The sequence below is a fragment of the Streptomyces sp. NPDC051582 genome, from assembly GCF_040681715.1.
In the GTDB taxonomy this organism is placed as follows: domain Bacteria; phylum Actinomycetota; class Actinomycetes; order Streptomycetales; family Streptomycetaceae; genus Streptomyces.
This window is the reverse complement of sequence record NZ_JBFAZJ010000001.1, coordinates 83,364-103,407: the sequence shown is the minus strand read 5'-3', so window position 1 is coordinate 103,407 and position 20,044 is coordinate 83,364. Positions and strand designations below refer to the sequence as shown.

The window sequence follows — 20,044 nt, the reverse complement described above, 5'->3', positions numbered from 1 at the left end:
ACCCCGGTCACCCGAGTCGTTCTCCCCATGGGCGGGGACGCTATCAAGCCGCCGGACCGGCGGACTTAGAAGTCCTCGTCCAGGTCGACCGTGCCCTCGACCGCGACCTGGTAGGCCGACGGGCGGCGCTCGAAGAAGTTCGTCAGCTCCTGGACGCCCTGCAGCTCCATGAAGGAGAACGGGTTCTGCGAGCCGTACACCGCCGGGAAGCCGAGGCGGACCAGGCGCTGGTCCGCGACGCACTCCAGGTACTCGCGCATCGACTCGGTGTTCATGCCCGGCAGGCCGTCACCGCACAGGTCGCGGCCGAACTGGAGCTCGGCCTCCACGGCCTCCTTCAGCATGTCCGTGACCTGCTGCTGGAGCGCGTCGTCGAAGAGCTCCGGCTCCTCCTTGCGGACGGTGTCCACGACCTCGAACGCGAAGTTCATGTGCATGGTCTCGTCGCGGAACACCCAGTTGGTGCCGGTGGCCAGACCGTGCAGCAGACCGCGCGAACGGAACCAGTACACGTAGGCGAAGGCGCCGTAGAAGAACAGGCCCTCGATGCACGCGGCGAAGCAGATCAGGTTCAGCAGGAAGCGACGGCGGTCGGCCTGCGTCTCCAGCCGGTCCAGCTTCTCGACCTCGTTGATCCACTTGAAGCAGAACTGGGCCTTCTCGCGGATCGAGGGGATCTCCTCGACGGCGTCGAAGGCGGCCGCGCGGTCGTCCGGGTCGGGCAGGTAGGTGTCGAGCAGCGTCAGGTAGAACTGGACGTGCACGGCCTCCTCGAACAGCTGGCGCGACAGGTACAGGCGCGCCTCCGGGGAGTTGATGTGCTTGTAGAGCGTCAGCACCAGGTTGTTCGAGACGATCGAGTCGCCCGTCGCGAAGAACGCGACCAGACGGCCGATCATGTGCTGCTCGGCGGGCGTCAGCTTCGCCAGGTCGGCGACGTCCGAGTGGAGGTCGACCTCCTCGACGGTCCAGGTGTTCTTGATCGCGTCCCGGTAGCGCTCGTAGAAGTCCGGGTAGCGCATGGGGCGGAGCGTGAGCTCGAAGCCCGGGTCCAGGAGGTTCTTGTCGGTGGAGCTCATTACTGGCAGGCCTCGCAGGACTCGGGGTTCTCAAGGGAGCAGGCCAGGGCATCGGCGTCGACGGCCTGCGGGAGCGGGGCGGCGGCGGCCGGCACGGCGCTGGCGGAAGCGGCGCGGGCGATCTTCGTCGCCGGGCGCGAGCGCAGGTAGTACGTGGTCTTCAGACCCTGCTTCCAGGCGTACGCGTACATCGACGACAGCTTGCCGATGGTGGGCGTCTCCAGGAACAGGTTGAGCGACTGGGCCTGGTCGAGGAACGGCGTACGGGCCGCCGCCATGTCGATCAGACCGCGCTGCGGGATCTCCCACGCCGTGCGGTACAGCTCGCGCACCTCGGCCGGGATCCACCCGAACCCCTGCACGGAGCCGGAGGACTCGCGCAGCGCCTCGCGGGTCTGCGCGTCCCACACGCCGAGCTTCTTCAGCTCCTCCACCAGGTAGGCGTTGACCTGGAGGAACTCACCGCTCAGCGTCTCGCGCTTGAACAGGTTGGAGACCTGCGGCTCGATGCACTCGTACACGCCGGCGATCGAGGCGATCGTCGCCGTCGGGGCGATGGCCAGGAGCAGGGAGTTGCGCATGCCGGACTTCGCGATCCGGGCGCGCAGGGCGTCCCAGCGCTCGGGCCAGTTCAGCTCCACGTCGAAGTGGTCGGGGTGCAGGACGCCGCGGGCGGTGCGGGTCTGCTCCCAGGCCGGGAGCGGGCCGCTGCGCTCGGCGAGGTCGCAGGAGGCCTCGTACGCGGCCAGCATGATGCGCTCGGAGAGCTTGGTGGACAGGGCCTTCGCCTCGGGGGAGTCGAAGGGCATCTTCAGCTTGAAGAAGACGTCCTGGAGGCCCATCGCGCCCAGGCCCACCGGACGCCAGCGGGCGTTGGAGCGGCCCGCCTGCTCGGTCGGGTAGAAGTTGATGTCCACGACGCGGTCGAGGAAGGTGACCGCGGTGCGGACGGTCTCGTCCAGGCGCTCCCAGTCGATGTCGCGGCCGCCGGCGGTGTCGATGACGAACGCGCCCATGTTGACCGAGCCGAGGTTGCAGACGGCCGTCTCGCCGTCGTCGGTGACCTCGATGATCTCGGTGCACAGGTTGGAGGAGTGGACGACCGTGCCCGGCTCGGCGGTCTGGTTCGCCGTGCGGTTGGAGGCGTCCTTGAAGGTCATCCAGCCCTGGCCGGTCTGCGCGAGGGTGCGCATCATCCGGCCGTACAGGTCGCGGGCGGGCATGGTCTTGCGGGCGAGGCCCGCCGCCTCGGCCTTGCGGTACGCGGCGTCGAACGCGTCGCCCCACAGGTCGACCAGCTCGGGCACGTCGGCCGGGGAGAACAGCGACCAGTCGGCGTCCGCGTTCACGCGGCGCATGAACTCGTCCGGCACCCAGTGCGCCAGGTTCAGGTTGTGCGTACGGCGCTGGTCCTCGCCCGTGTTGTCGCGGAGCTCCAGGAACTCCTCGATGTCCGCGTGCCAGGTCTCCAGGTAGACGGCGGCGGCGCCCTTGCGGCGGCCGCCCTGGTTCACGGCGGCGACGGAGGCGTCGAGGGTCTTCAGGAACGGCACGATGCCGTTGGAGTGGCCGTTCGTACCGCGGATCAGCGAACCGCGGGCGCGGATGCGGGAGTACGAGAGGCCGATGCCGCCGGCGTGCTTGGACAGGCGCGCGACCTGGTGGTAGCGGTCGTAGATCGAGTCGAGCTCGTCCAGCGGGGAGTCCAGCAGGTAGCAGGAGGACATCTGCGGGTGCCGGGTGCCGGAGTTGAAGAGCGTGGGGGAGGACGGCAGGTAGTCGAGGCGGCTCATCAGCCGGTAGAGCGAGGCCACTTCCTCGACGGCCTGGACGCTGTCGTTCTCGGCGAGGCCGCAGGCCACGCGCAGCATGAAGTGCTGCGGGGTCTCGACGACCTGGCGGGTGATCGGGTGGCGCAGCAGGTAGCGGCTGTGCAGGGTGCGCAGGCCGAAGAAGCCGAAGCGGTCGTCGGCGCCCTCGGCGAGCGTGTGCTCGACCAGCGCGTTCAGACGGCTCGCGTGCAGCGCCACGAACTCGGCGGTGCGGTCCGCGATCAGGCCCTCGCGGTGGCCGACCGCGACGGAGGCGGAGAAGGAGGTGGCCCCCTGGCCCGCGGCCTCCTCGGCGACGGCCAGCGTCAGCAGCCGGGCGGCGAGCCGGGAGTACGCCGGGTCCTCGGAGATGAGACCGGCGGCGGCCTCCGTGGCCAGGCCGCGCAGTTCGGCCTCGTCGGCCGCGGCGCTGCGGCCGCGCAGGGCGGCGGCGGCGACCCGGCCCGGGTCGGTGTCGGGGAGGTCGGCCGTCAGCTCGGTGAGGGTTCGCAGCAGTGCGGCCCCAGGTCCCCCGGTCTCGATTCCGGTGTCGGACGGGTCGGACTCGGCGCGCGGTGCGGAAGGCGCGATGGTCACGGGGGGAGCTCTCCCTCGCTCGGCTCCGGGACACCTGCGGCGTCGGCGCGAGCGGGCGCGCGCGGGCATGGCAGGGCAGCACCGCGCGGCGTCCACCGGCCCAACCGCGAGGCCCGGACGTATCGGCACCCGGTTCGGTCGAGCCGGGCGCGCTGTCGGCAGGTCCTCGGACTTGCGGTGACACCAATGGGTGTACTTCATACCGTTGCGGGACAGTTCCGGATTCGCACCGGATTCCCCTGCGACGACAGCGAGCACGAGCATACATGTGGGGGCCGCTTCCTGTGCGACCCCCTAGATGTTGTGTCGGCGTTGTGTCGGCGTGGCTACAGTTCGAGACCGTACGTGAGCAGAGGGAGGTCGGGAACGGGCTCCCAGTCCCGTTCGGGCGTGCGCACGAAGCCGAGCCGTTGGTAGATCCGGTGGGCGCCGACCATGTCCTGCGTGGTCGACAGCACGAGCCGCCGTACGCCCTCGATGGCACGGGCACGGTCGACGCAGGCCCGTACCAGCGCCTCCCCGGCGCCCCGCCCGCGGCCCTCCCGGGCGACGGCCAGCATCCGGAACTCGGCCTCGCCGGCCACGGCGATGTCGCACAGCGGGCTCCCGGGCGCGGCGAAGGCCACGCTCCCGAGGAGCCGGCCGTCACCGGTGGCGGCGACGAGTATCACCCCGTCGGCCGCCCGCCCGGCCACGTCCCGCAGCCGCGCGAGGTACGGATCGTCCTCGCCGAAGGTGAGCAGCCCGTCGCCGAGGTAGGCCTGCGCGGTGATGTCCCCGAGCGCTCCGTACTCCGCCGCCAGCGCTTCCCTGATCACGATGTCCATGCGGTCGAGTGTGCCGGACGGGTGTCGGTGCCCGGCACTATCGTCGGAGGCAGCACCGTCGAGAAGGGCGAGCGAGGCATGACCGTGATGACAGACCGGCCCCAGATGCTGACCGAGGACTTCGAGACCCTTGCGCGCATAGGCGCCAGAGAGGTGGAGGGGCTGCGGTTGGAATTCATCGACGGGAAGCTGGGGGTCAAAGCGGTGCCTGACGGAGATCACGACCGAATCGTCGTGTGGCTGTCCCGCATCTGTATGCAGCACCGGCCCGAGGTCTGGCTCCACGTGGAACGCGGCCTGAAGGTCGAGCAGTACCGTTCGGGTCGGGCACGCCCGGATGCGTCCCTTGCCCCGGATGGCGCATTCGAAGGGCAGGGGGAGTGGGCCGACCCGGCTCCTGTCCTGATGGTCGTCGAGGTTACGTCGTACGACTCGGACACCGACGCACGCGACCGCAAGGCGAAGCCCGGCGCGTACGCGGCGACCGGCATTCCCGTCTACCTCCTCATCGACCGGGACAACTGCCTTGTGCAAGTCCACAGCGAGCCCAACGGGAAGCTGTACGAGACGGTACGCACCATCCCCTTCGGCAAGGACGTCGAGCTGCCGGACCCCGTCGGGTTCTCCTTCCCGACCGAGCCTCTGAAGGACTGGGTGCGCTGAACACGCACGAAGGCCCCGCCGGAATGTCCGGCGGGGCCCTTCGGCGAGTCAGGGTTCAGCAGCAGCCGAACCCCTCCCGGGGGTCGGCCTCGCGCGCGTCCGTGCGGGCGCGTTCGAAGGCCCGGCGGGTCAGGACCTCGGCGTCCGGGTCGTGCGTACGGGCGTGCGCGACGTAGCGGTCGTACGCCGCCTCGCCCGAGAACTCCCGTACGAAGTACCGCGCCTTCGCCAGCGCCGCGCGGACCCCGCTCACGCCACCGGCTCCTTCACGCGGCCGCCGCCCGAGTCCAGGCCCGCGGCGGCGAGCTCCGCCCGCTCCTCGGGCGTGGCGATGAGCCCGGCCGGAGCGATGATCTTCGACTCGGACCACGGGACCTCGGACAGCCTGACGGCCTCCGGGTTTCCGGCCGCCTTCAGGCAGGTCCGCGCCGCGTCCACCAGCACGATGACGATCAGGATCGCGAACAGCGCCGACAGCACGCCGTCGACCGTCGCGTTCGTGACGATCGTGTGCATCTCGCCCATGTTCTTGGCGGGCGGCAGGACCTTCCCGGCGTCGATCCCGGTCTGGTACTTGTCGCGCTGAGCGAAGAAGCCGACCTTCACGTCCTCGGAGAACACCTTCTGCCAGCTCGCGGTCAGCGTGACCGCCACGTCCCAGGCCAGCGGGACCCCGGTCACCCAGGCCCACTTGAGCCGCCCGGACTTCACCAGCAGCGTGGTGCAGACGGCCAGCGCCACCGCGGCGAGCAGCTGGTTCGCGATCCCGAACAGCGGGAACAGCTGGTTGATGCCGCCCAGCGGGTCCTTGATGCCGACCCACAGGAAGTAGCCCCAGCCGCCCACGACCACCGCGCTGGCCAGCCACACGCCCGGCTTCCAGCTCACGTCCTTGAAGGACTTGTGCACGTTGCCGAGGGTGTCCTGGAGCATGAACCGGCCGACCCGAGTGCCCGCGTCGAGGGTGGTCAGGATGAACAGCGCCTCGAACATGATGGCGAAGTGGTACCAGAACGCCTTCAGTCCGGCGCCGCCGAGCACGGAGGAGAAGATCTCCGACATTCCGAGTGCGAACGTCGGCGCGCCGCCCGTACGGGACAGCAGGCTGGTTTCCTCGACGTCCTTCGCGGCCTGCGCGAGGAACTCGGGCGAGATGGCGAAGCCGAAGTTCGTCACGGCCTGCGAGGCGGTCTCGACGGTCGTGCCGATGACGCCGGCGGGGGAGTTGACCGCGAAGAAGAGGCCGGGCTCGATGATGCAGGCCGCGATGATCGCCATGACGGCGACGAAGGACTCGGTCAGCATCGCGCCGTAGCCGATGACCCGGACCTGGGTCTCCTTCTGGATCATCTTGGGAGTGGTGCCCGAGGAGACCAGCGCGTGGAAGCCGGAAAGGGCCCCGCAGGCGATGGTGATGAAGACGAACGGGAACATCGAACCGGCGAACACCGGCCCGTCCCCGCGGGCGGCGAAATCGGTGACCGCGGGCATCTTCAGGGTCGGCATGGCGACGACCACGCCGATGGCGAGCAGGGCGATGGTGCCCACCTTCATGAAGGTGGAGAGGTAGTCGCGGGGCGCGAGGAGCATCCACACCGGCAGCACCGAGGCGATGAACCCGTACGCCACCATCCACAGGACCAGCGTCTCCTTCTCCAGCGTGAAGGTGCCCGCCAGCGAGGAGTCGGCGACCCAGCCGCCCGCCACGATGGCGAGCAGCAGCAGCGCGACGCCGATGACGGAGATCTCGGTGACCCGGCCCGGGCGCAGGACGCGCAGGTAGAAGCCCATGAAGAGCGCGATCGGGATGGTCATGCCGATGGAGAACACGCCCCAGGGGGAGTGCGCCAGCGCGTTGACGATGACCAGCGCGAGCACGGCCAGCAAGATGATCATGATGGCGAACACGGCGACCAGGGCGGCGGCTCCGCCGACCGGGCCGATCTCGTCGCGGGCCATCTGGCCGAGGGAGCGCCCGTCGCGGCGGGTGGAGAAGAAGAGGGTGACCATGTCCTGGACGGCGCCGGCGAAGATGACGCCCGCGACGATCCAGATGGTGCCCGGCAGGTAACCCATCTGCGCGGCGAGCACGGGGCCGACCAGCGGGCCGGCGCCGGCGACGGCGGCGAAGTGGTGGCCGAACAGCACGCGGCGGTCGGTGGGGTGGAAGTCGACACCGTTGTCAAGGCGTTCGGCGGGAGTGGCACGCGTCTTGTCGACCTTCAGGACCCGGTCGGAGATGAAGCGCGCGTAGAAGCGGTAGCCGATGGCGTACGAGCCCAGCGCGGCGGCGAGCAGCCAGGCGGCCGAGATCTCCTCGCCGCGCGAGAGGGCGAGGATGCCCCAGCCGAGGGCCCCGACGAGGGCGACGAGCACCCAGACGGCAACGGACTTCGGGCTCATGCCCCCTGCCGCGCCACCGTCCGGTGCGGAAGGCGAGTCCGCCGCCGTGCCCGGACTCGCCGCGTTCCGTTCTGTTCCAGTTGCTTCCGGTTCCGGCATGATCCTCGTCCCCTCGTTGATCATCTGCGTAAAGGCAGGGAATCTACGGGGGCCCGCCCGGTGAACGTAAGCCCCCGTCCGCATAGCGGAACGAGAGTCAACTACGAATCAGACGGCGGGGCGCTGGAGTCGGGCGACGAACTTGTAACGATCGCCGCGGTACACCGAGCGGACCCACTCCACCGGCTCGCCGTCGGCGTCGAGGGAGTGCCGGGAGAGCATCAGCATCGGCAGGCCGACGTCGGTGCCCAGCAGGCCCGCCTCGCGCGGGGTGGCCAGGGAGGTCTCGATCGTCTCCTCGGCCTCCGCGAGCCGTACGTCGTACACCTCGGCCAGCGCCGTGTAGAGGGAGGTGTACTTCGCCAGCGACCGGCGCAGCGCCGGGAAGCGCTTGGCCGAGAGGTGGGTGGTCTCGATGGCCATCGGCTCCCCGCTGGCGAGGCGCAGCCGCTCGATGCGCAGGACCCGGCCGCCCGTGGCGATCTTGAGGAGCCCGGCCAGGGTGTCGTCGGCCGTCACGTAGCCGATGTCCAGGAGTTGGGAGGTGGGCTCCAGCCCCTGCGCCCGCATGTCCTCCGTGTACGAGGACAGTTGGAGCGGCTGCGAGACCTTCGGTTTCGCGACAAAGGTGCCTTTGCCCTGGATGCGCTCCAGCCGGCCCTCGACGACGAGCTCCTGGAGAGCCTGGCGCACGGTGGTGCGGGAGGTGTCGAATTCGGCCGCGAGCGTGCGCTCCGGCGGCACCGGCGTGCCCGGGGGCAGCGTCTCGGTCATGTCGAGCAAGTGCCGCTTGAGTCGGTAGTACTTGGGCACCCGCGCCGTGCGAGTGGCCGCCCCGCCCTCCGGCTCGGTGGTCGCCCCTTCGGTGGACATCGCCGCCCGCCTTCCCGACTCCAGTTTCGCTGCCGTCACCGGCTCCTCCGATATGTGCGGTCACATCGTGACACGGGTGGGAGGACAGGCCTCCTCCCTCCCCCAGGTGTCGGTCCGGTAACGGACCGATCACCCGCTCATTAGACCCTTGACACCCCTAAAGGTCTAGGCCAAGCTCCGGTTACTGGTCTAAACCAATATGGATCAGATCCCGGCCCCACGGCAGTACTTGGTACGTCAACCGCGGCGGGCGAGGGAAGTGCAGAGCATCCCTGAGGAGGGTGGCGTGAAGCGCAAGCTCATCGCGGCGGTCGGAGTCGCGGGCATGGTGATCGGCCTCGCGGCGTGCGGTGGCAACGACGGCGACGACAAGGGCAAGACCGACGCCGGCGGCGCCAAGGAGATCACCGTCTGGGTGATGGACGGCTCCGCGCCCAAGGCATGGATCGACGCGGTCAACGCGGAGTTCTCCGCCAAGCACCCGGGTGTCACCGTAAAGGTCGAAGAGCAGCAGTGGAAGGGCATCCAGGAGAAGGTCACCACCGCCCTCTCCGAGAACACCCCGCCGGACGTCCTTGAGCTCGGCAACACCCAGACCGCGGGCTACGCCGTCACCGGTGGCCTCGCCGACCTGACCAAGGACAAGGCCAAGCTCGGTTCCGACGCCTGGCAGAAGAGCATGCTCGCCTCGGCCGAGTACGACGGCAAGCTCTACTCCGCCCCCTGGTACGCGGCCAACCGCGTCGTCGTGTACGACAAGAAGGCCTACGCCAAGGCCGGCGTCACCCCGCCGACCACCCGCGACGAGTGGATCGCGGGCCTCGACAAGCTCAAGGCCGCGGACCCCGCCTCGCAGCCCATCTACCTCCCCGGCCAGAGCTGGTACGTCCTCGCCGGCTTCATCTGGGACGAGGGCGGCGAGCTCGCCGTCAAGGACGGCGACAAGTGGAAGGGCGGCCTCGGCACCCCCCAGGCCGCGTCCGCGATGGACTTCTACAAGAAGCTCCAGGCGTACTCCACCGCCCCCAAGGACAAGGACGAGGCCACCCCGCAGCAGTCCACCGACGTCGTTCCCAAGGGCGGCGTCGCCTCCTGGATCGGTCTCGGCTGGGAGGCCGGCGGTGCGGAGAAGGCCCTGAAGGACGCGGGCAAGGAAGCCGACTTCGGCTACTTCCCGATCCCGGGCAAGACGGCCGACAAGCCGGGCACCGTCTTCCTCGGCGGCTCGAACCTCGCCGTGGCCGAGCGCTCCAAGAACAAGGAGCTCGCCAAGGAGTGGCTGGCGCTGGCCGCCGGCAAGGACCAGATGACGAAGTACGCCGCCGAGACCAAGGGCGCGCTGCTCCCGAATCAGGCCGGCGCGAACTTCACCCCCGCCGCGGGCTCCTTCGCCGAGGCCATGGGCAAGGGCGGCGTCAACGGCCGCATCACCCCGGTCACCCCGGGCTGGGCGAACGTCGAGACCGAGCCCAACCCGCTCAAGGAGTTCATGACCAAGGTCCTGAAGGGTGAGGACGCCGCCAAGGCGGGCGCGGACGCGGACAAGGAAATCGCGAGCCGCATCAACAAGTAGCACGTAGCACCGGGGGTGCGGCCGGCGCCCACGCGCCCGCCGCACCCCCGGTCGCGCATTGACAGACCTGTGCGACGCCCGACCGCAGCCGAGGTAACCAAGACATGACCGTGCACTCCCAGGGAGCGGTGACCGCTCCACAGGACGCACCACCGAAGTCCGCCGGAGGGCAGCAGACGCCGCCCACGACCAAGGGAGCCGGTCCGCCGGCTCCGCGCCGGGGCAGAAAGCAGCTTCCCGCGGGCTGGCTGCCGTACCTCCTGATCGGGCCCGCGGTCCTCAGCCTGGCCACACTGCTGCTGTACCCGCTCGCCAAGAACGTGATCCTGTCGTTCCAGAAGGTCGACAAGATCGAGTTCATCCAGCGGAAGGCCCCCTTCAACGGGGTCGAGAACTACACGCAGCTGCTGGGCGACACGCACTTCTGGACCGTCGTCGTCCGCACCTTCGCCTTCACCGCCGCCAACGTCGCGCTGATCATGCTGATCGGCAGTCTCGTCGGCATCCTGCTCAACCGCCTCGGCACGTGGATGCGCCTGGTCCTGTCGATGGCGCTGGTGATGGCCTGGGCGATGCCGATCGTCGCGTCGGTCACCGTCTTCCAGTGGCTGTTCGACGAGCAGTTCGGCGTCATGAACTGGGTCATGCGCACCCTCGGCTTCTCCGGCTACGAGCAGCACAACTGGTTCGAGACCGGCCTCTCCACCCTGACGATCGTCACGGTCCTGGTGGTCTGGGGCTCCGTCCCCTTCGTCGCCCTCAACATGTACGCCGGCCTGACCACCGTCAGCGGCGAGCTCTACGAGGCCGCGCGGATGGACGGCGCCAACGGCTGGCAGACGTTCTGGCAGGTCGTCTTCCCCAGCCTCAAGCCGTTCTTCACCGTCACCACGTTCCTTGAGGTGATCTGGGTCTTCAAGGCCTTCACCCAGGTGTACGCGATGAACCGCGGCGGCCCCGACCGCGCCTCCGAGACCCTGCCCGTCTTCGCCTTCGTCGAGGGCCAGAGCCAGGGCCACTACGCGCTCGCGGCAGCGATCTCCGTCCTGACGATCGTGATGCTCGTGATCGTCATGTCCTTCTACTTCCGCCTGATCCTGAAGCAGGAGGAGGAGCAGTGAGCACCACGACCGCCCCGAAGCCCGCACCCGCCGCGCCGACTTCCGCCGCGCCCGCGCAGCGGCTGCGCAAGCGCCGCCCGCTGCGCCCCGCCGCGGTGGCGAAGAACCTGGGCGCGCTCGTCGTGGCCGTGGTCTTCGTCTTCCCGGTCTACTGGATGTTCTCCTCGGCGCTCAAGCCGTCCGGGCAGATCCTCTCCAAGGACCCCGTCTTCGTCTTCACCCCGACGCTGGACAACTTCACCAAGGCCACCGGCGTCGAGCTGTTCTGGACGTACGTGACGAACAGCCTGGTCGTCACCGTCGGCGCCGTGGCCCTGGCCCTCGTCGTCGCCCTCGCCGCCGGCTTCGCGATCGCCCGGATGAAGTTCAAGGGCCGCAAGGGCCTCGTACTCGGCGTGATGATGGCGCAGATGGCCCCCTGGGAGGTCATGGTCATCGCGATGTACATGATCGCCCGCGACGCCGAGATGCTGAACAGCCTCCCGCTGCTGACCGCGATCTACTTCGTGATGGTCCTGCCCTTCACCATCTGGACCCTGCGCGGCTTCATCGCCGCGGTCCCGGTGACGCTGGAGGAGGCCGCCCAGATCGACGGCTGCACCCGCGGCCAGGCCTTCCGCAAGGTGATCTTCCCGTTGCTGGCCCCCGGCCTGATGTCCACCTCGCTCTTCGGCTTCATCACCGCCTGGAACGAGTTCGCGATGGTCCTGATCCTCAACAAGGACAAGACCGCCCAGACCCTGCCCCTGTGGCTGACCCAGTTCCAGACCGCCTTCGGCAACGACTGGGGCGCCACCATGGCCGCGTCCTCGCTGTTCGCGGTCCCGGTCCTGGTGATCTTCGTCTTCCTCCAGCGCAAGGCCGTCGGCGGCATGACCGCCGGCGCCGTGAAGGGATAACGCCACATGACCGTCCTTGCGCACGGCGTGACCCACTCCGACGCGAACGACGAGCTGACCCGCGACGCCCTCGCGGTCCTCCAGCCCGGCTTCGAGGGCACCACCGCCCCCGCCTGGCTGCTCCGCCAGATCGGCCGAGGGCTCACCGCCGTCGGCCTCTTCGGCCGCAACATCGCCTCGCCCGAGCAGCTCGCCGCGCTCACCGCGCAGCTGCGGGCCGAACGCGACGACGTCCTCGTCGCCATCGACGAGGAGGGCGGCGACGTGACCCGCCTGGAGGTCCGCGGCGGTTCGTCCTTCCCCGGCAACCTGGCCCTCGGCGCCGTCGACGACACCGGCCTCACCCGCGACGTCGCCCGCGAGCTGGGCCGCCGCCTCGCCGAGTGCGGGGTCAACCTCAACTGGGCCCCGTCCGCCGACGTCAACTCCAACCCGGACAACCCGGTCATCGGCGTACGGTCCTTCGGGGCCGACACCCACCTCGCCGCCCGGCACACCGCCGCCTACGTCGAGGGCCTCCAGGGCGCCGGCGTCGCCGCCTGCACCAAGCACTTCCCGGGCCACGGCGACACCAACGTCGACTCGCACCACGCGCTGCCGCGCATCGACGCGGACCTGGACACGCTGGTCGCCCGCGAGCTGGTCCCGTTCAAGGCGGCCATCGCGGCCGGCACCAAGGCCGTGATGAGCGCGCACATCCTCGTGCCCGCCCTCGACCCGACCCGCCCGGCCACGCTCAGCCCGCAGATCCTGACCGGGCTGCTGCGCAAGGAGCTCGGCTACGAGGGCCTGATCGTCACCGACGGCATGGAGATGAACGCCATCGCCGGGACGTACGGCATCGAGCGCGGCTCGGTGCTGGCCATCGCGGCCGGCGCCGACGCGATCTGCGTCGGCGGCGGGCTCGCCGACGAGGCCACCGTGCTGCGGCTGCAGGGCGCCCTGGTCGCGGCCGTACGGGAGGGAGCGCTCCCGGCGGAGCGGCTCGCCGACGCCGCCGCCCGGGTACGGGCGCTGGCCTCATGGACCCGGCAGGCCCGGGCCGCCGCCGCGCCGGGCGCGCAGCAGGAGGGGAGCGCGCCCGGCATCGGCCTGGCGGCGGCCCGCCGAGCGCTGGTCGTCACGGGCACGGCCGCGCCCGTGACCGCCCCGTACGTCGCCACGCTCGCCCCCGTCGCGAACATCGCGGTGGGCGACGAGACCCCGTGGGGCGTGGCGGCGGAGCTGGCCGCGCTGGTGCCGGGAACCGCCTCGGGCGTCTACCCGGAGGGCGCCGCGGCCGGGGACGTCCTGGCGGCGGCGGGCGAGCGCACGGTGGTCGCGGTGGTCCGCGACGAGCACCGCCACCCGTGGATGGCGCGGGCCCTGGACACCCTGATCGCCTCCCGCCCGGACACGGTGGTGGTGGAGATGGGCGTCCCCCGGGCCACCCCCCGGGGCGCCCTCCACATCGCCACGCACGGCGCCTCCCGCGTCTGCGGCACCGCGGCGGCGGAGGTCATCGCGGGGGCGTGACCCCCGGGCGCGGAAGAAGGGCCGGGCCCCCGCAAGGGGAGGCCCGGCCCTTCACGCGTGGCGCGGCGCCGCCTAAAGCCCCTGCCACGCGGGCTTGTCGGCGTAGGTGTGGCGGAAGTAGTCCGCCAGCTTCAGCTTCGAGGCCGCCGCCTCGTCCACGACGACGGTCGCGTGCCGGTGCAACTGGAGTGCGGACGCCGGGACCAGCGCCGACAGCGGGCCCTCGACCGTCTGCGCGACGGCCTCCGCCTTGCCCTCGCCCGTTGCGAGCAGCACCAGGTGCCGGGCGTCGAGGATCGTCCCGATCCCCTGGGTGATGACGTGGTGCGGGACCTGGTCCAGGTCGTCGTCGAAGAAGCGCGCGTTGTCGATCCGCGTCTGCTCCGTCAGCGTCTTGATCCGGGTGCGCGACGCCAGCGACGAGCACGGCTCGTTGAAGCCGATGTGCCCGTCCGTACCGATGCCGAGCAGCTGGAGGTCCACGCCGCCCGCCCCGGCCAGCGCGCGGTCGTACGCCTCGCACGCGGCCGAGATGTCCTCGGCGGAGCCGTCCGGCCCCATGAAGGAGGCCTCCGACAGGCCCAGCGGCTCCACGACCTCGCGCAGCACGACGGCGCGGTAGGACTCCGGGTGCCCGGCCGGCAGGCCGACGTACTCGTCGAGCTGGCAGATCCGCGCCTTGGAGGCGTCGACCTCCCCGGCCTTCACCTTGGCGGCCAGGGCCTCGTAGATGGGCAGCGGGGTAGAGCCGGTCGCCACGCCGAGCAGGGCGTCGGGCTTGCGGCGGACCAGGGCGGCCATGGCCTCCGCGATGAGCTCGCCGCCTGCCTTGGCGTCCGGGACGATGACAACTTCCACGCGGGGCCTGCCGATCTGGAGTGTGACGGTGTGGTATAGACCAATCTAGCAGAGGAGGGCCGCCTCCGGCCGGTCCCCGCACACTCCCGTTCGCTTCCCTTTCCCTCCCGTCCCCTCCCATCGTCGGCCTCCCCGCCGGGACGTGCAGCCCGGCTCCGCCCGGGGATCGCGGAACGCGGGGGCGGGTTCGCGGCTCAGATCAGCGACAGCCGGAGGCCGCCCGTCGCGTCCAGGTGCTGGCCCGTCACCCAGCGGGCGTCCGCCGAGGCCAGGAAGGCCACCACGTCGGCGACCTCCTCCGTCGTGCCCACCCGCCCGAACACCGAGCGGGAGGCCGCGTGCGCCCGCGCCGCCGGGTCGGCCAGCCAGCCCGCGCTGAGCTCGGTGTCGGTGACCCCGGGTCCCACGGAGTTCACGGTGATCCCGCGCGGGGCCAGCTCGGCGGCCAGTGACCGGGTGAGCGCGTTCACGGCGCCCTTGGCCGTGATGGTGGCCAGGATCGCCGGCAGGGCGATCTCCGGGGTGCCGGTGACGTTCACGATCCGGCCCCCGTCCCGCAGCCGCGCCAGCCCGTGCTTGATCACGAAGAAGGGCGCCTTCGCGTTGAGCGCGTGGACACGGTCGTACGTCTCCTCGTCGGTGTCCGCGATCCCGGCGAAGGCGGCCGCGCCCGCGTTGTTGACCAGGATGTCCACCCCGTCGGTGTGCAGCGGGTGCTCCGCGTACGCCGCCCACAGCGCCTGCGCGTCGCCCGGCACTCCCAGCTCGGCCCCGATCGCGAACGCCCGCCCGCCCGCCTCCCCGATCGCCGCGACCGTCTCCTTCGCCGCCGCCCCGTTCCGTCCGTAGTGCACGGCGACCAGCGCCCCGTCCCGGGCGAGGCGTCGTGCCACCGCCCGTCCGATCCCCCGGCTGCCACCCGTGACCAGTGCCGTCTTCCCCTTGAGCACGCCCATGACGCGCCCCCCTTCAGCATTCGATAGCGGTCGCTACAGAAAGGGACCGTACCAGATTCCATAGCGCCCGCTATAGAATCTGCCCATGGTGACCGGACAGCGCGGCAGGCCCCGCTCCTTCGACCGCGGCGCGGCCCTCGACAAGGCCATGCTGGCCTTCTGGGAGCACGGCTACGAGGCGACCTCGATCTCCGACCTGACCGCCTCGCTCGGCATCGGCGCGCCCAGCCTCTACGCGGCCTTCGGTGACAAGCGCAAGCTCTTCGGCGAGGTCGTGGCGGTCTACGGCGGCCGGTACACCGATTTCGCGCGCGCGGCCCTGTCCGAGGAGCCCACCGCCGGGGCGGGGCTGCGGCGCGTCCTGCGCGAGGCGGCCGGGATCTACACCGACCCGGCCCATCCGCCGGGCTGCCTGGTGATCAGCGCGGCCGTCAACACCACCTCGCAGGACGTCGCGCAGGCCCTGCGCGAGCGCCGCGACGCCAACCTGGAGATGTTCGAGCACAGGATCCGGGCCGACGTGGCCGCCGGAGTCCTGCCCGCCGGTACGGACGCGCACGCGCTGGCCCGCTACGCGCTGGCCGTGCTCATCGGGATGTCCCAGCAGTCGCGCGACGGCGCGGGCCGGGAGGAACTGGAAGCGGTGGCGGAACTGGCCATGGGGGCCTGGCCGCGGTAGACGGGGAAGGAATCCCCGGAATTCGGCGGCGGAGTCCGCATTCCTCTGGGCCACGGTGCCGGGTCGGGACCCTCAACCCGTCCGGCACCGTAGCCCGGAGTACTTACGGCCGGCGGGTGTGCGGTTCCCGGCGGCCGGTGGGAGGTGCCTGCGCGGTCAGGGCAGAGCGCGCGGCTTACCTCTATCCGTCCTCCTGTGCGGGGAGGGCGGAAGCATAAGGCAATTGTGGACTAGACCAATCTGTTCTGTCCATCCAATGGCGGGCTCTGTGATCCCGTCACTTCATCCAACAGTACGCGGCCCGAGTGCCTCCTGGATACTCCTGAGTAGTGGCCGTGGGGAAAGTCATGGCCCATACCCGGGGTACGCTCGGCCCGTGCCCTCCATGAACGACCTCGTACGCCAGCACACCGCTCTCAGTGAAACCGACCTGGAGTGGCTCCACCTGCTGGTCTCGGAGTGGCAGCTGCTCTCCGACCTCTCTTTCGCGGACCTCGTGCTGTGGGTCCCCACCCTCGACGGCACCCGGTACGTCTCGGTCGCGCAGATGCGCCCCAACACCGGCCCCACCTCGTACCAGGACGACATGGTCGGCCACCTGGTCCCGCGCGGCCGCCGCCCGCTGCTCGACGCCGCGCTCGACGAGGGCCGGATCGTGCGCGAGGGGGACCCGGAATGGCGCGAGGAGGTGCCCGTGCGCGTCGAGTCGATCCCGGTGCGCCGCGAGGGCCGGGTACTCGGAGTGATCGCCCGGAACACCAACCTGCTCACTGTGCGTACACCGAGCCGACTGGAGCTCACCTACCTCCAGTCCGCCTCCGACCTGGCCCAGATGATCGCGGCCGGCTCCTTCCCGTTCCCCGGCCAGCAGGTCGACATGGACGCCTCGCCCCGCGCCGGCGACGGCCTGCTGCGCCTCGACGCCGACGGCGTGGTCACGTACGCCTCCCCGAACGCGCTGTCCGCGTACCACCGGCTCGGCCTCGCCGCCGACCTCGTCGGCCAGCACCTGGGCACGACCACCTCCGAACTCGCCCCCACCCGCGGTCCCGTGGACGAGGCCATCGTCAAGCTGGCCAGCGGCTGGGCCCCGCGCGAGACCGAGGTCGAGGGGAACGGCGGGGTCATCCAGCTGCGCGCCATCCCGCTCAAGCCCAAGGGCGTCCGCATCGGCTCCCTCGTCCTGTGCCGGGACGTCACGGAACTGCGCCGTCGCGAACGCGAATTGATCACCAAGGACGCGACCATCCGGGAGATCCACCACCGGGTGAAGAACAACCTTCAGACCGTGGCCGCACTCCTGCGGCTGCAGGCCCGCCGGATGGATTCCGAGGGCGGCCGCGAGGCGCTCAACGAGGCCGTGCGCCGGGTGGGATCGATCGCGATCGTGCACGAGACGCTCTCTCAGAACCTGGACGAGCGCGTCGAGTTCGACGAGATCGCCGACCGGGTGATCGCGATGGTCGCCGAGATCTCGCCCGGCAAGGTGGAGTGCCGGCGCACCGGCCGGTTCGGAATCCTGGACGCGGAGGTGGCCACTCCGCTGTCGATGGTGCTGACCGAGATCCTCCAGAACGCCCTGGAGCACGCCTTCACCCAGGGGGAGGGCGGCCGGGTCGAGGTCTCCGCGACCCGCACCGGCTCCGGCCGCGCGGACGGCCGGCTGCTGATCACGGTGCTCGACGACGGCTGCGGCCTGCCCGAGGGCTTCGACCCGCAGCGTGCCGGGAACCTCGGACTCCAGATCGTCCGGACCCTGGTCGAGGGTGAGCTCGGCGGCACGTTCGACATGCTCCGGGCCGAACCGCGCGGCACCAAGGTCGTCCTCGACATCCCGGCCAGCCCGCAGAAGTAACGATCGTTCGGTTACCGAGCGTGACGCGACCCGGGGGTCATCGAGCGGGCCCGCTCCGGACAGCACTGAGCCCCGGACCGAAACTTCTCGGTCCGGGGCTCAAGAGCACGTTGCTGAGCGCTGGTGTGGTATTGCTACGCGCTGCGGCTCGAGGCTCGAAAGTCGATGTCAGGCGGTGGCGTTGCGCGCCCGATTGCGAGCGGCGCGGCGCTTCATCGCGCGGCGCTCGTCCTCGCTGAGACCGCCCCAGACGCCGGAGTCCTGACCGGACTCAAGCGCCCACTGCAGGCACTGCTCCATGACGGGGCAGCGGCGGCAGACGGCCTTGGCTTCCTCGATCTGCAGCAGCGCAGGACCGGTGTTGCCGATGGGGAAGAAGAGTTCCGGGTCTTCCTCGCGGCAAACGGCGTTGTGACGCCAGTCCATGGCTGCTCCATCTCCTTGTATTGCGGGCAGGTTGCTTGTGAATGTGAACGCTTTCACGAATCCCCCCGTGAGGGAAGGGCGACCGCCCAGTTTCCTGGAAGGTCAGTCAGGGACTCGTGGAGGGGTTCTGGCGGTCTGTGTGGGTGCCGGGTTCTGCGGGCTGTCCCGATCGCCATGAAGAGATTCGCAAACCTCGGACGGGGATACAACCCCTTCCGGAAAGTTTTTTTTGATTCGTCGGTGTCTACTAGGTCACAGCCCTACATCGTGAGGGTGGACCGGCGTGTAAACGTTCGAGTAGAAGGACTTTCGGCCCTTCCACTCACACAATCACACGCAGTGCACGGCGTACGCCTGTGAACCGAACGCTGGTGCGCAGGCCGAGGTGGTCTCCGTCCATCTGGAACGGAAGTGGAACCTTCGAATGCAAGGTGAAGTCCGTCAGATCGTGCAGAGACACCGCATGCTTGCCGCGCGGGCCCCGCTCAGGAGTCGAGGTCAGGAGCTGTGTGGCGTAGCGGGCGACGGCCGGAGTTGACAAACGATTGAGTGCCAATACGTCAAGCGCAGTATCGAACGACGCCTCCGGCGAGGCGTAAATCGGACGATTCCCCAGATACGTCCAGGGCGAGGTGTTGCAGACTATCGACAGCACCAGGTCCGTCACGGGATCCGCGCCGGGGCGCTCCAGCGTCACCGCGCCACGGCGCCGGTTCGGCTCGTCCCAGAACTGGCGCATGAGCTGTCGTACATACAGGGCGTGCGTCGAACGCTTGCCGCGTTCCCGCTGCTGCTCGACCCGGCCCACCACTCCCGCGTCGAAACCGAAGCCCGCGCAGAACGTGAACCAGCGCGCCGGAACCGACTCGTCCTCCGTGCCCGGCGTGCCGGCCGCCAGTCCCAGCCCCACCGTCCGCTCGCGCTGTTCGCGCAGTGCGTCGAGCAGCGCGCCGGTCGCCTCGACCGCGTCGTTCGGCAGTCCGAGCGCGCGGGCGAACACGTTGGTCGACCCGCCGGGGACCACCGCGAGCCGGGGCAGCCGCTCCGGGTCCGGCCCGTTGTGCAGCAGTCCGTTGACCACCTCGTTGACCGTGCCGTCGCCGCCGAGCGCCACGACGAGGTCGATGCCGTGCTCGGCCGCCCGGCGGCCGAGATCCCGGGCGTGCCCGCGGTACTCGGTGGTCACCGCCTCCAGCTTCATCTCGCTGGCCAGGGCGTGGGTCAGGACGTCGCGCGTGCGCGCACTGGTGGTCGTTGCTGCTGGATTGGCCACGAGAAGTGCACGCATGACCGCCAGCCTACCGACCCGTACGGATGCCGCCCATACTGCCCGTCCCGTACCGGGCCGGGCGGGCGCGGCTACCCTGCTGGGGTGAGTACGAAGCCCACCCCCGCCCCCGCCCGGCCGACCGCCCCCCTGCCCCGGCGGCTCGGCGCCGCCGCCGCGCTGACCGCCCTGGAGGGTCTGGCGCTGGCCGGCCTCGGTGCGTACCTGCTGTTCGTGGGCATCGCCGGCGACGCCGACTCCCCGCAGCAGGCGGAGACCGGCGGGATCACCCTGTTCGTGCTCGCGGCGCTGCCGCTGATCGCGGCCCGCGGGCTGCGGCTGGGCCGCCGCTGGAGCCGCGGGCCCGCGCTGATCACCCAGCTGATGGCGCTGCCGGTGGCGTGGACCCTGTATTCCACGGGCGGGGCGATGATCGCCGCCGCCGTGGCGCTGGCCGTGGCCGCGGTGGCCGTCGTGGCCCTGCTGGTGAACCCGACGGCGACCGAGGCGCTGGGAATCGGGCCCGGCGAGCAGACCCGATAG

18 protein-coding genes and 1 riboswitch are annotated in these 20,044 nt (G+C 70.4%); of the genes, 8 read left to right on the top strand and 10 right to left on the bottom strand.

Features of this window, described 5'->3' with window-relative positions:
- Positions 1 to 65: 65 nt before the first annotated feature.
- The 3 genes from AB0M92_RS00490 to AB0M92_RS00480 all read right to left on the bottom strand — a co-directional run bounded on the left by AB0M92_RS00490 (position 66) and on the right by AB0M92_RS00480 (position 4,314).
- Positions 66 to 1,079 (bottom strand): ribonucleotide-diphosphate reductase subunit beta, encoded by a 1,014-nt coding sequence (locus AB0M92_RS00490; RefSeq protein ID WP_366099894.1) that lies wholly within the window; start codon positions 1,077 to 1,079, stop codon positions 66 to 68.
- Positions 1,079 to 3,481: a ribonucleoside-diphosphate reductase subunit alpha gene (locus tag AB0M92_RS00485; protein WP_366100319.1), complete on the bottom strand. Its 2,403-nt coding sequence runs from the start codon at positions 3,479 to 3,481 to the stop codon at positions 1,079 to 1,081. Before AB0M92_RS00485 ends, AB0M92_RS00490 begins: the two co-directional genes overlap by 1 nt.
- Positions 3,482 to 3,626: 145 nt before the next feature.
- A riboswitch (cobalamin riboswitch) is annotated at positions 3,627 to 3,768 on the bottom strand.
- A 45-nt stretch (positions 3,769 to 3,813) separates the two neighbouring features.
- Positions 3,814 to 4,314, bottom strand: a complete 501-nt coding sequence (locus tag AB0M92_RS00480; RefSeq protein WP_366099893.1) for a GNAT family N-acetyltransferase — start codon at positions 4,312 to 4,314, stop codon at positions 3,814 to 3,816.
- A 78-nt stretch (positions 4,315 to 4,392) separates the two neighbouring features.
- Here AB0M92_RS00480 and AB0M92_RS00475 point away from each other — a divergent pair, with 78 nt between their 5' ends.
- A complete protein-coding gene (locus tag AB0M92_RS00475) occupies positions 4,393 to 4,977 on the top strand; it encodes a Uma2 family endonuclease (RefSeq protein ID WP_366099891.1) in 585 nt (194 codons plus the stop codon).
- A 55-nt stretch (positions 4,978 to 5,032) separates the two neighbouring features.
- Here the strand turns inward: AB0M92_RS00475 and AB0M92_RS00470 are convergent, their stop codons facing one another.
- The 3 genes from AB0M92_RS00470 to AB0M92_RS00460 form a co-directional block, all read right to left on the bottom strand.
- Complete coding sequence (locus AB0M92_RS00470) at positions 5,033 to 5,230, bottom strand: YbdD/YjiX family protein (RefSeq protein ID WP_366099890.1); 198 nt, start codon at positions 5,228 to 5,230, stop codon at positions 5,033 to 5,035.
- Positions 5,227 to 7,380 carry a carbon starvation CstA family protein gene (locus tag AB0M92_RS00465; RefSeq protein WP_366099889.1) on the bottom strand — a complete coding sequence of 718 codons (2,154 nt, stop codon included), beginning with the start codon at positions 7,378 to 7,380 and terminating at the stop codon, positions 5,227 to 5,229. The genes AB0M92_RS00470 and AB0M92_RS00465 overlap by 4 nt, the downstream gene beginning before the upstream one ends.
- 207 nt (positions 7,381 to 7,587) lie before the next feature.
- Entirely contained in the window at positions 7,588 to 8,352 is a 765-nt protein-coding gene (locus tag AB0M92_RS00460) for a GntR family transcriptional regulator (protein WP_030153577.1), read from the bottom strand.
- 286 nt (positions 8,353 to 8,638) lie between these two features.
- Between AB0M92_RS00460 and AB0M92_RS00455 the strand changes: the two genes are divergently transcribed.
- From AB0M92_RS00455 to AB0M92_RS00440, 4 genes are all read left to right on the top strand, one after another.
- A complete protein-coding gene (locus AB0M92_RS00455) occupies positions 8,639 to 9,925 on the top strand; it encodes an extracellular solute-binding protein (RefSeq protein ID WP_366099888.1) in 1,287 nt (428 codons plus the stop codon).
- A 104-nt stretch (positions 9,926 to 10,029) separates the two neighbouring features.
- On the top strand, positions 10,030 to 11,046 hold the full coding sequence (locus tag AB0M92_RS00450) for a sugar ABC transporter permease (RefSeq protein WP_366099887.1): 1,017 nt from the start codon (positions 10,030 to 10,032) through the stop codon (positions 11,044 to 11,046).
- A gap of 62 nt (positions 11,047 to 11,108) precedes the next feature.
- Positions 11,109 to 11,945: a carbohydrate ABC transporter permease gene (locus AB0M92_RS00445; RefSeq protein ID WP_366100317.1), complete on the top strand. Its 837-nt coding sequence runs from the start codon at positions 11,109 to 11,111 to the stop codon at positions 11,943 to 11,945.
- Between the two features lie 6 nt (positions 11,946 to 11,951).
- Positions 11,952 to 13,460 (top strand): glycoside hydrolase family 3 protein, encoded by a 1,509-nt coding sequence (locus AB0M92_RS00440; RefSeq protein WP_366099885.1) that lies wholly within the window; start codon positions 11,952 to 11,954, stop codon positions 13,458 to 13,460.
- A gap of 72 nt (positions 13,461 to 13,532) precedes the next feature.
- Here AB0M92_RS00440 and nagB read toward each other — a convergent pair whose 3' ends face one another.
- Both nagB and AB0M92_RS00430 read right to left on the bottom strand, forming a co-directional pair.
- Positions 13,533 to 14,318 (bottom strand): glucosamine-6-phosphate deaminase, encoded by a 786-nt coding sequence (nagB, locus tag AB0M92_RS00435; RefSeq protein ID WP_366099884.1) that lies wholly within the window; start codon positions 14,316 to 14,318, stop codon positions 13,533 to 13,535.
- 194 nt (positions 14,319 to 14,512) lie between these two features.
- Entirely contained in the window at positions 14,513 to 15,274 is a 762-nt protein-coding gene (locus AB0M92_RS00430; protein ID WP_366099883.1) for an SDR family oxidoreductase, read from the bottom strand.
- Positions 15,275 to 15,359: 85 nt separating this feature from the next.
- Here AB0M92_RS00430 and AB0M92_RS00425 point away from each other — a divergent pair, with 85 nt between their 5' ends.
- A complete protein-coding gene (locus AB0M92_RS00425; protein ID WP_366099882.1) occupies positions 15,360 to 15,953 on the top strand; it encodes a TetR/AcrR family transcriptional regulator in 594 nt (197 codons plus the stop codon).
- Between the two features lie 385 nt (positions 15,954 to 16,338).
- The gene (locus AB0M92_RS00420) at positions 16,339 to 17,808 is read left to right on the top strand and encodes a PAS domain-containing sensor histidine kinase (protein WP_366100316.1); all 1,470 of its coding nucleotides are present in this window, start codon (positions 16,339 to 16,341) and stop codon (positions 17,806 to 17,808) included.
- A 168-nt stretch (positions 17,809 to 17,976) separates the two neighbouring features.
- On the opposite strand, the gene AB0M92_RS00415 is transcribed toward AB0M92_RS00420, so the two are convergent.
- Together AB0M92_RS00415 and AB0M92_RS00410 are read right to left on the bottom strand one after the other, a co-directional pair.
- Positions 17,977 to 18,234: a WhiB family transcriptional regulator gene (locus AB0M92_RS00415; protein WP_004937597.1), complete on the bottom strand. Its 258-nt coding sequence runs from the start codon at positions 18,232 to 18,234 to the stop codon at positions 17,977 to 17,979.
- 322 nt (positions 18,235 to 18,556) lie between these two features.
- Positions 18,557 to 19,522 (bottom strand): diacylglycerol kinase family protein, encoded by a 966-nt coding sequence (locus AB0M92_RS00410; RefSeq protein WP_099889547.1) that lies wholly within the window; start codon positions 19,520 to 19,522, stop codon positions 18,557 to 18,559.
- An 84-nt stretch (positions 19,523 to 19,606) separates the two neighbouring features.
- Between AB0M92_RS00410 and AB0M92_RS00405 the strand changes: the two genes are divergently transcribed.
- The gene (locus AB0M92_RS00405; RefSeq protein WP_366099881.1) at positions 19,607 to 20,044 is read left to right on the top strand and encodes a hypothetical protein; all 438 of its coding nucleotides are present in this window, start codon (positions 19,607 to 19,609) and stop codon (positions 20,042 to 20,044) included.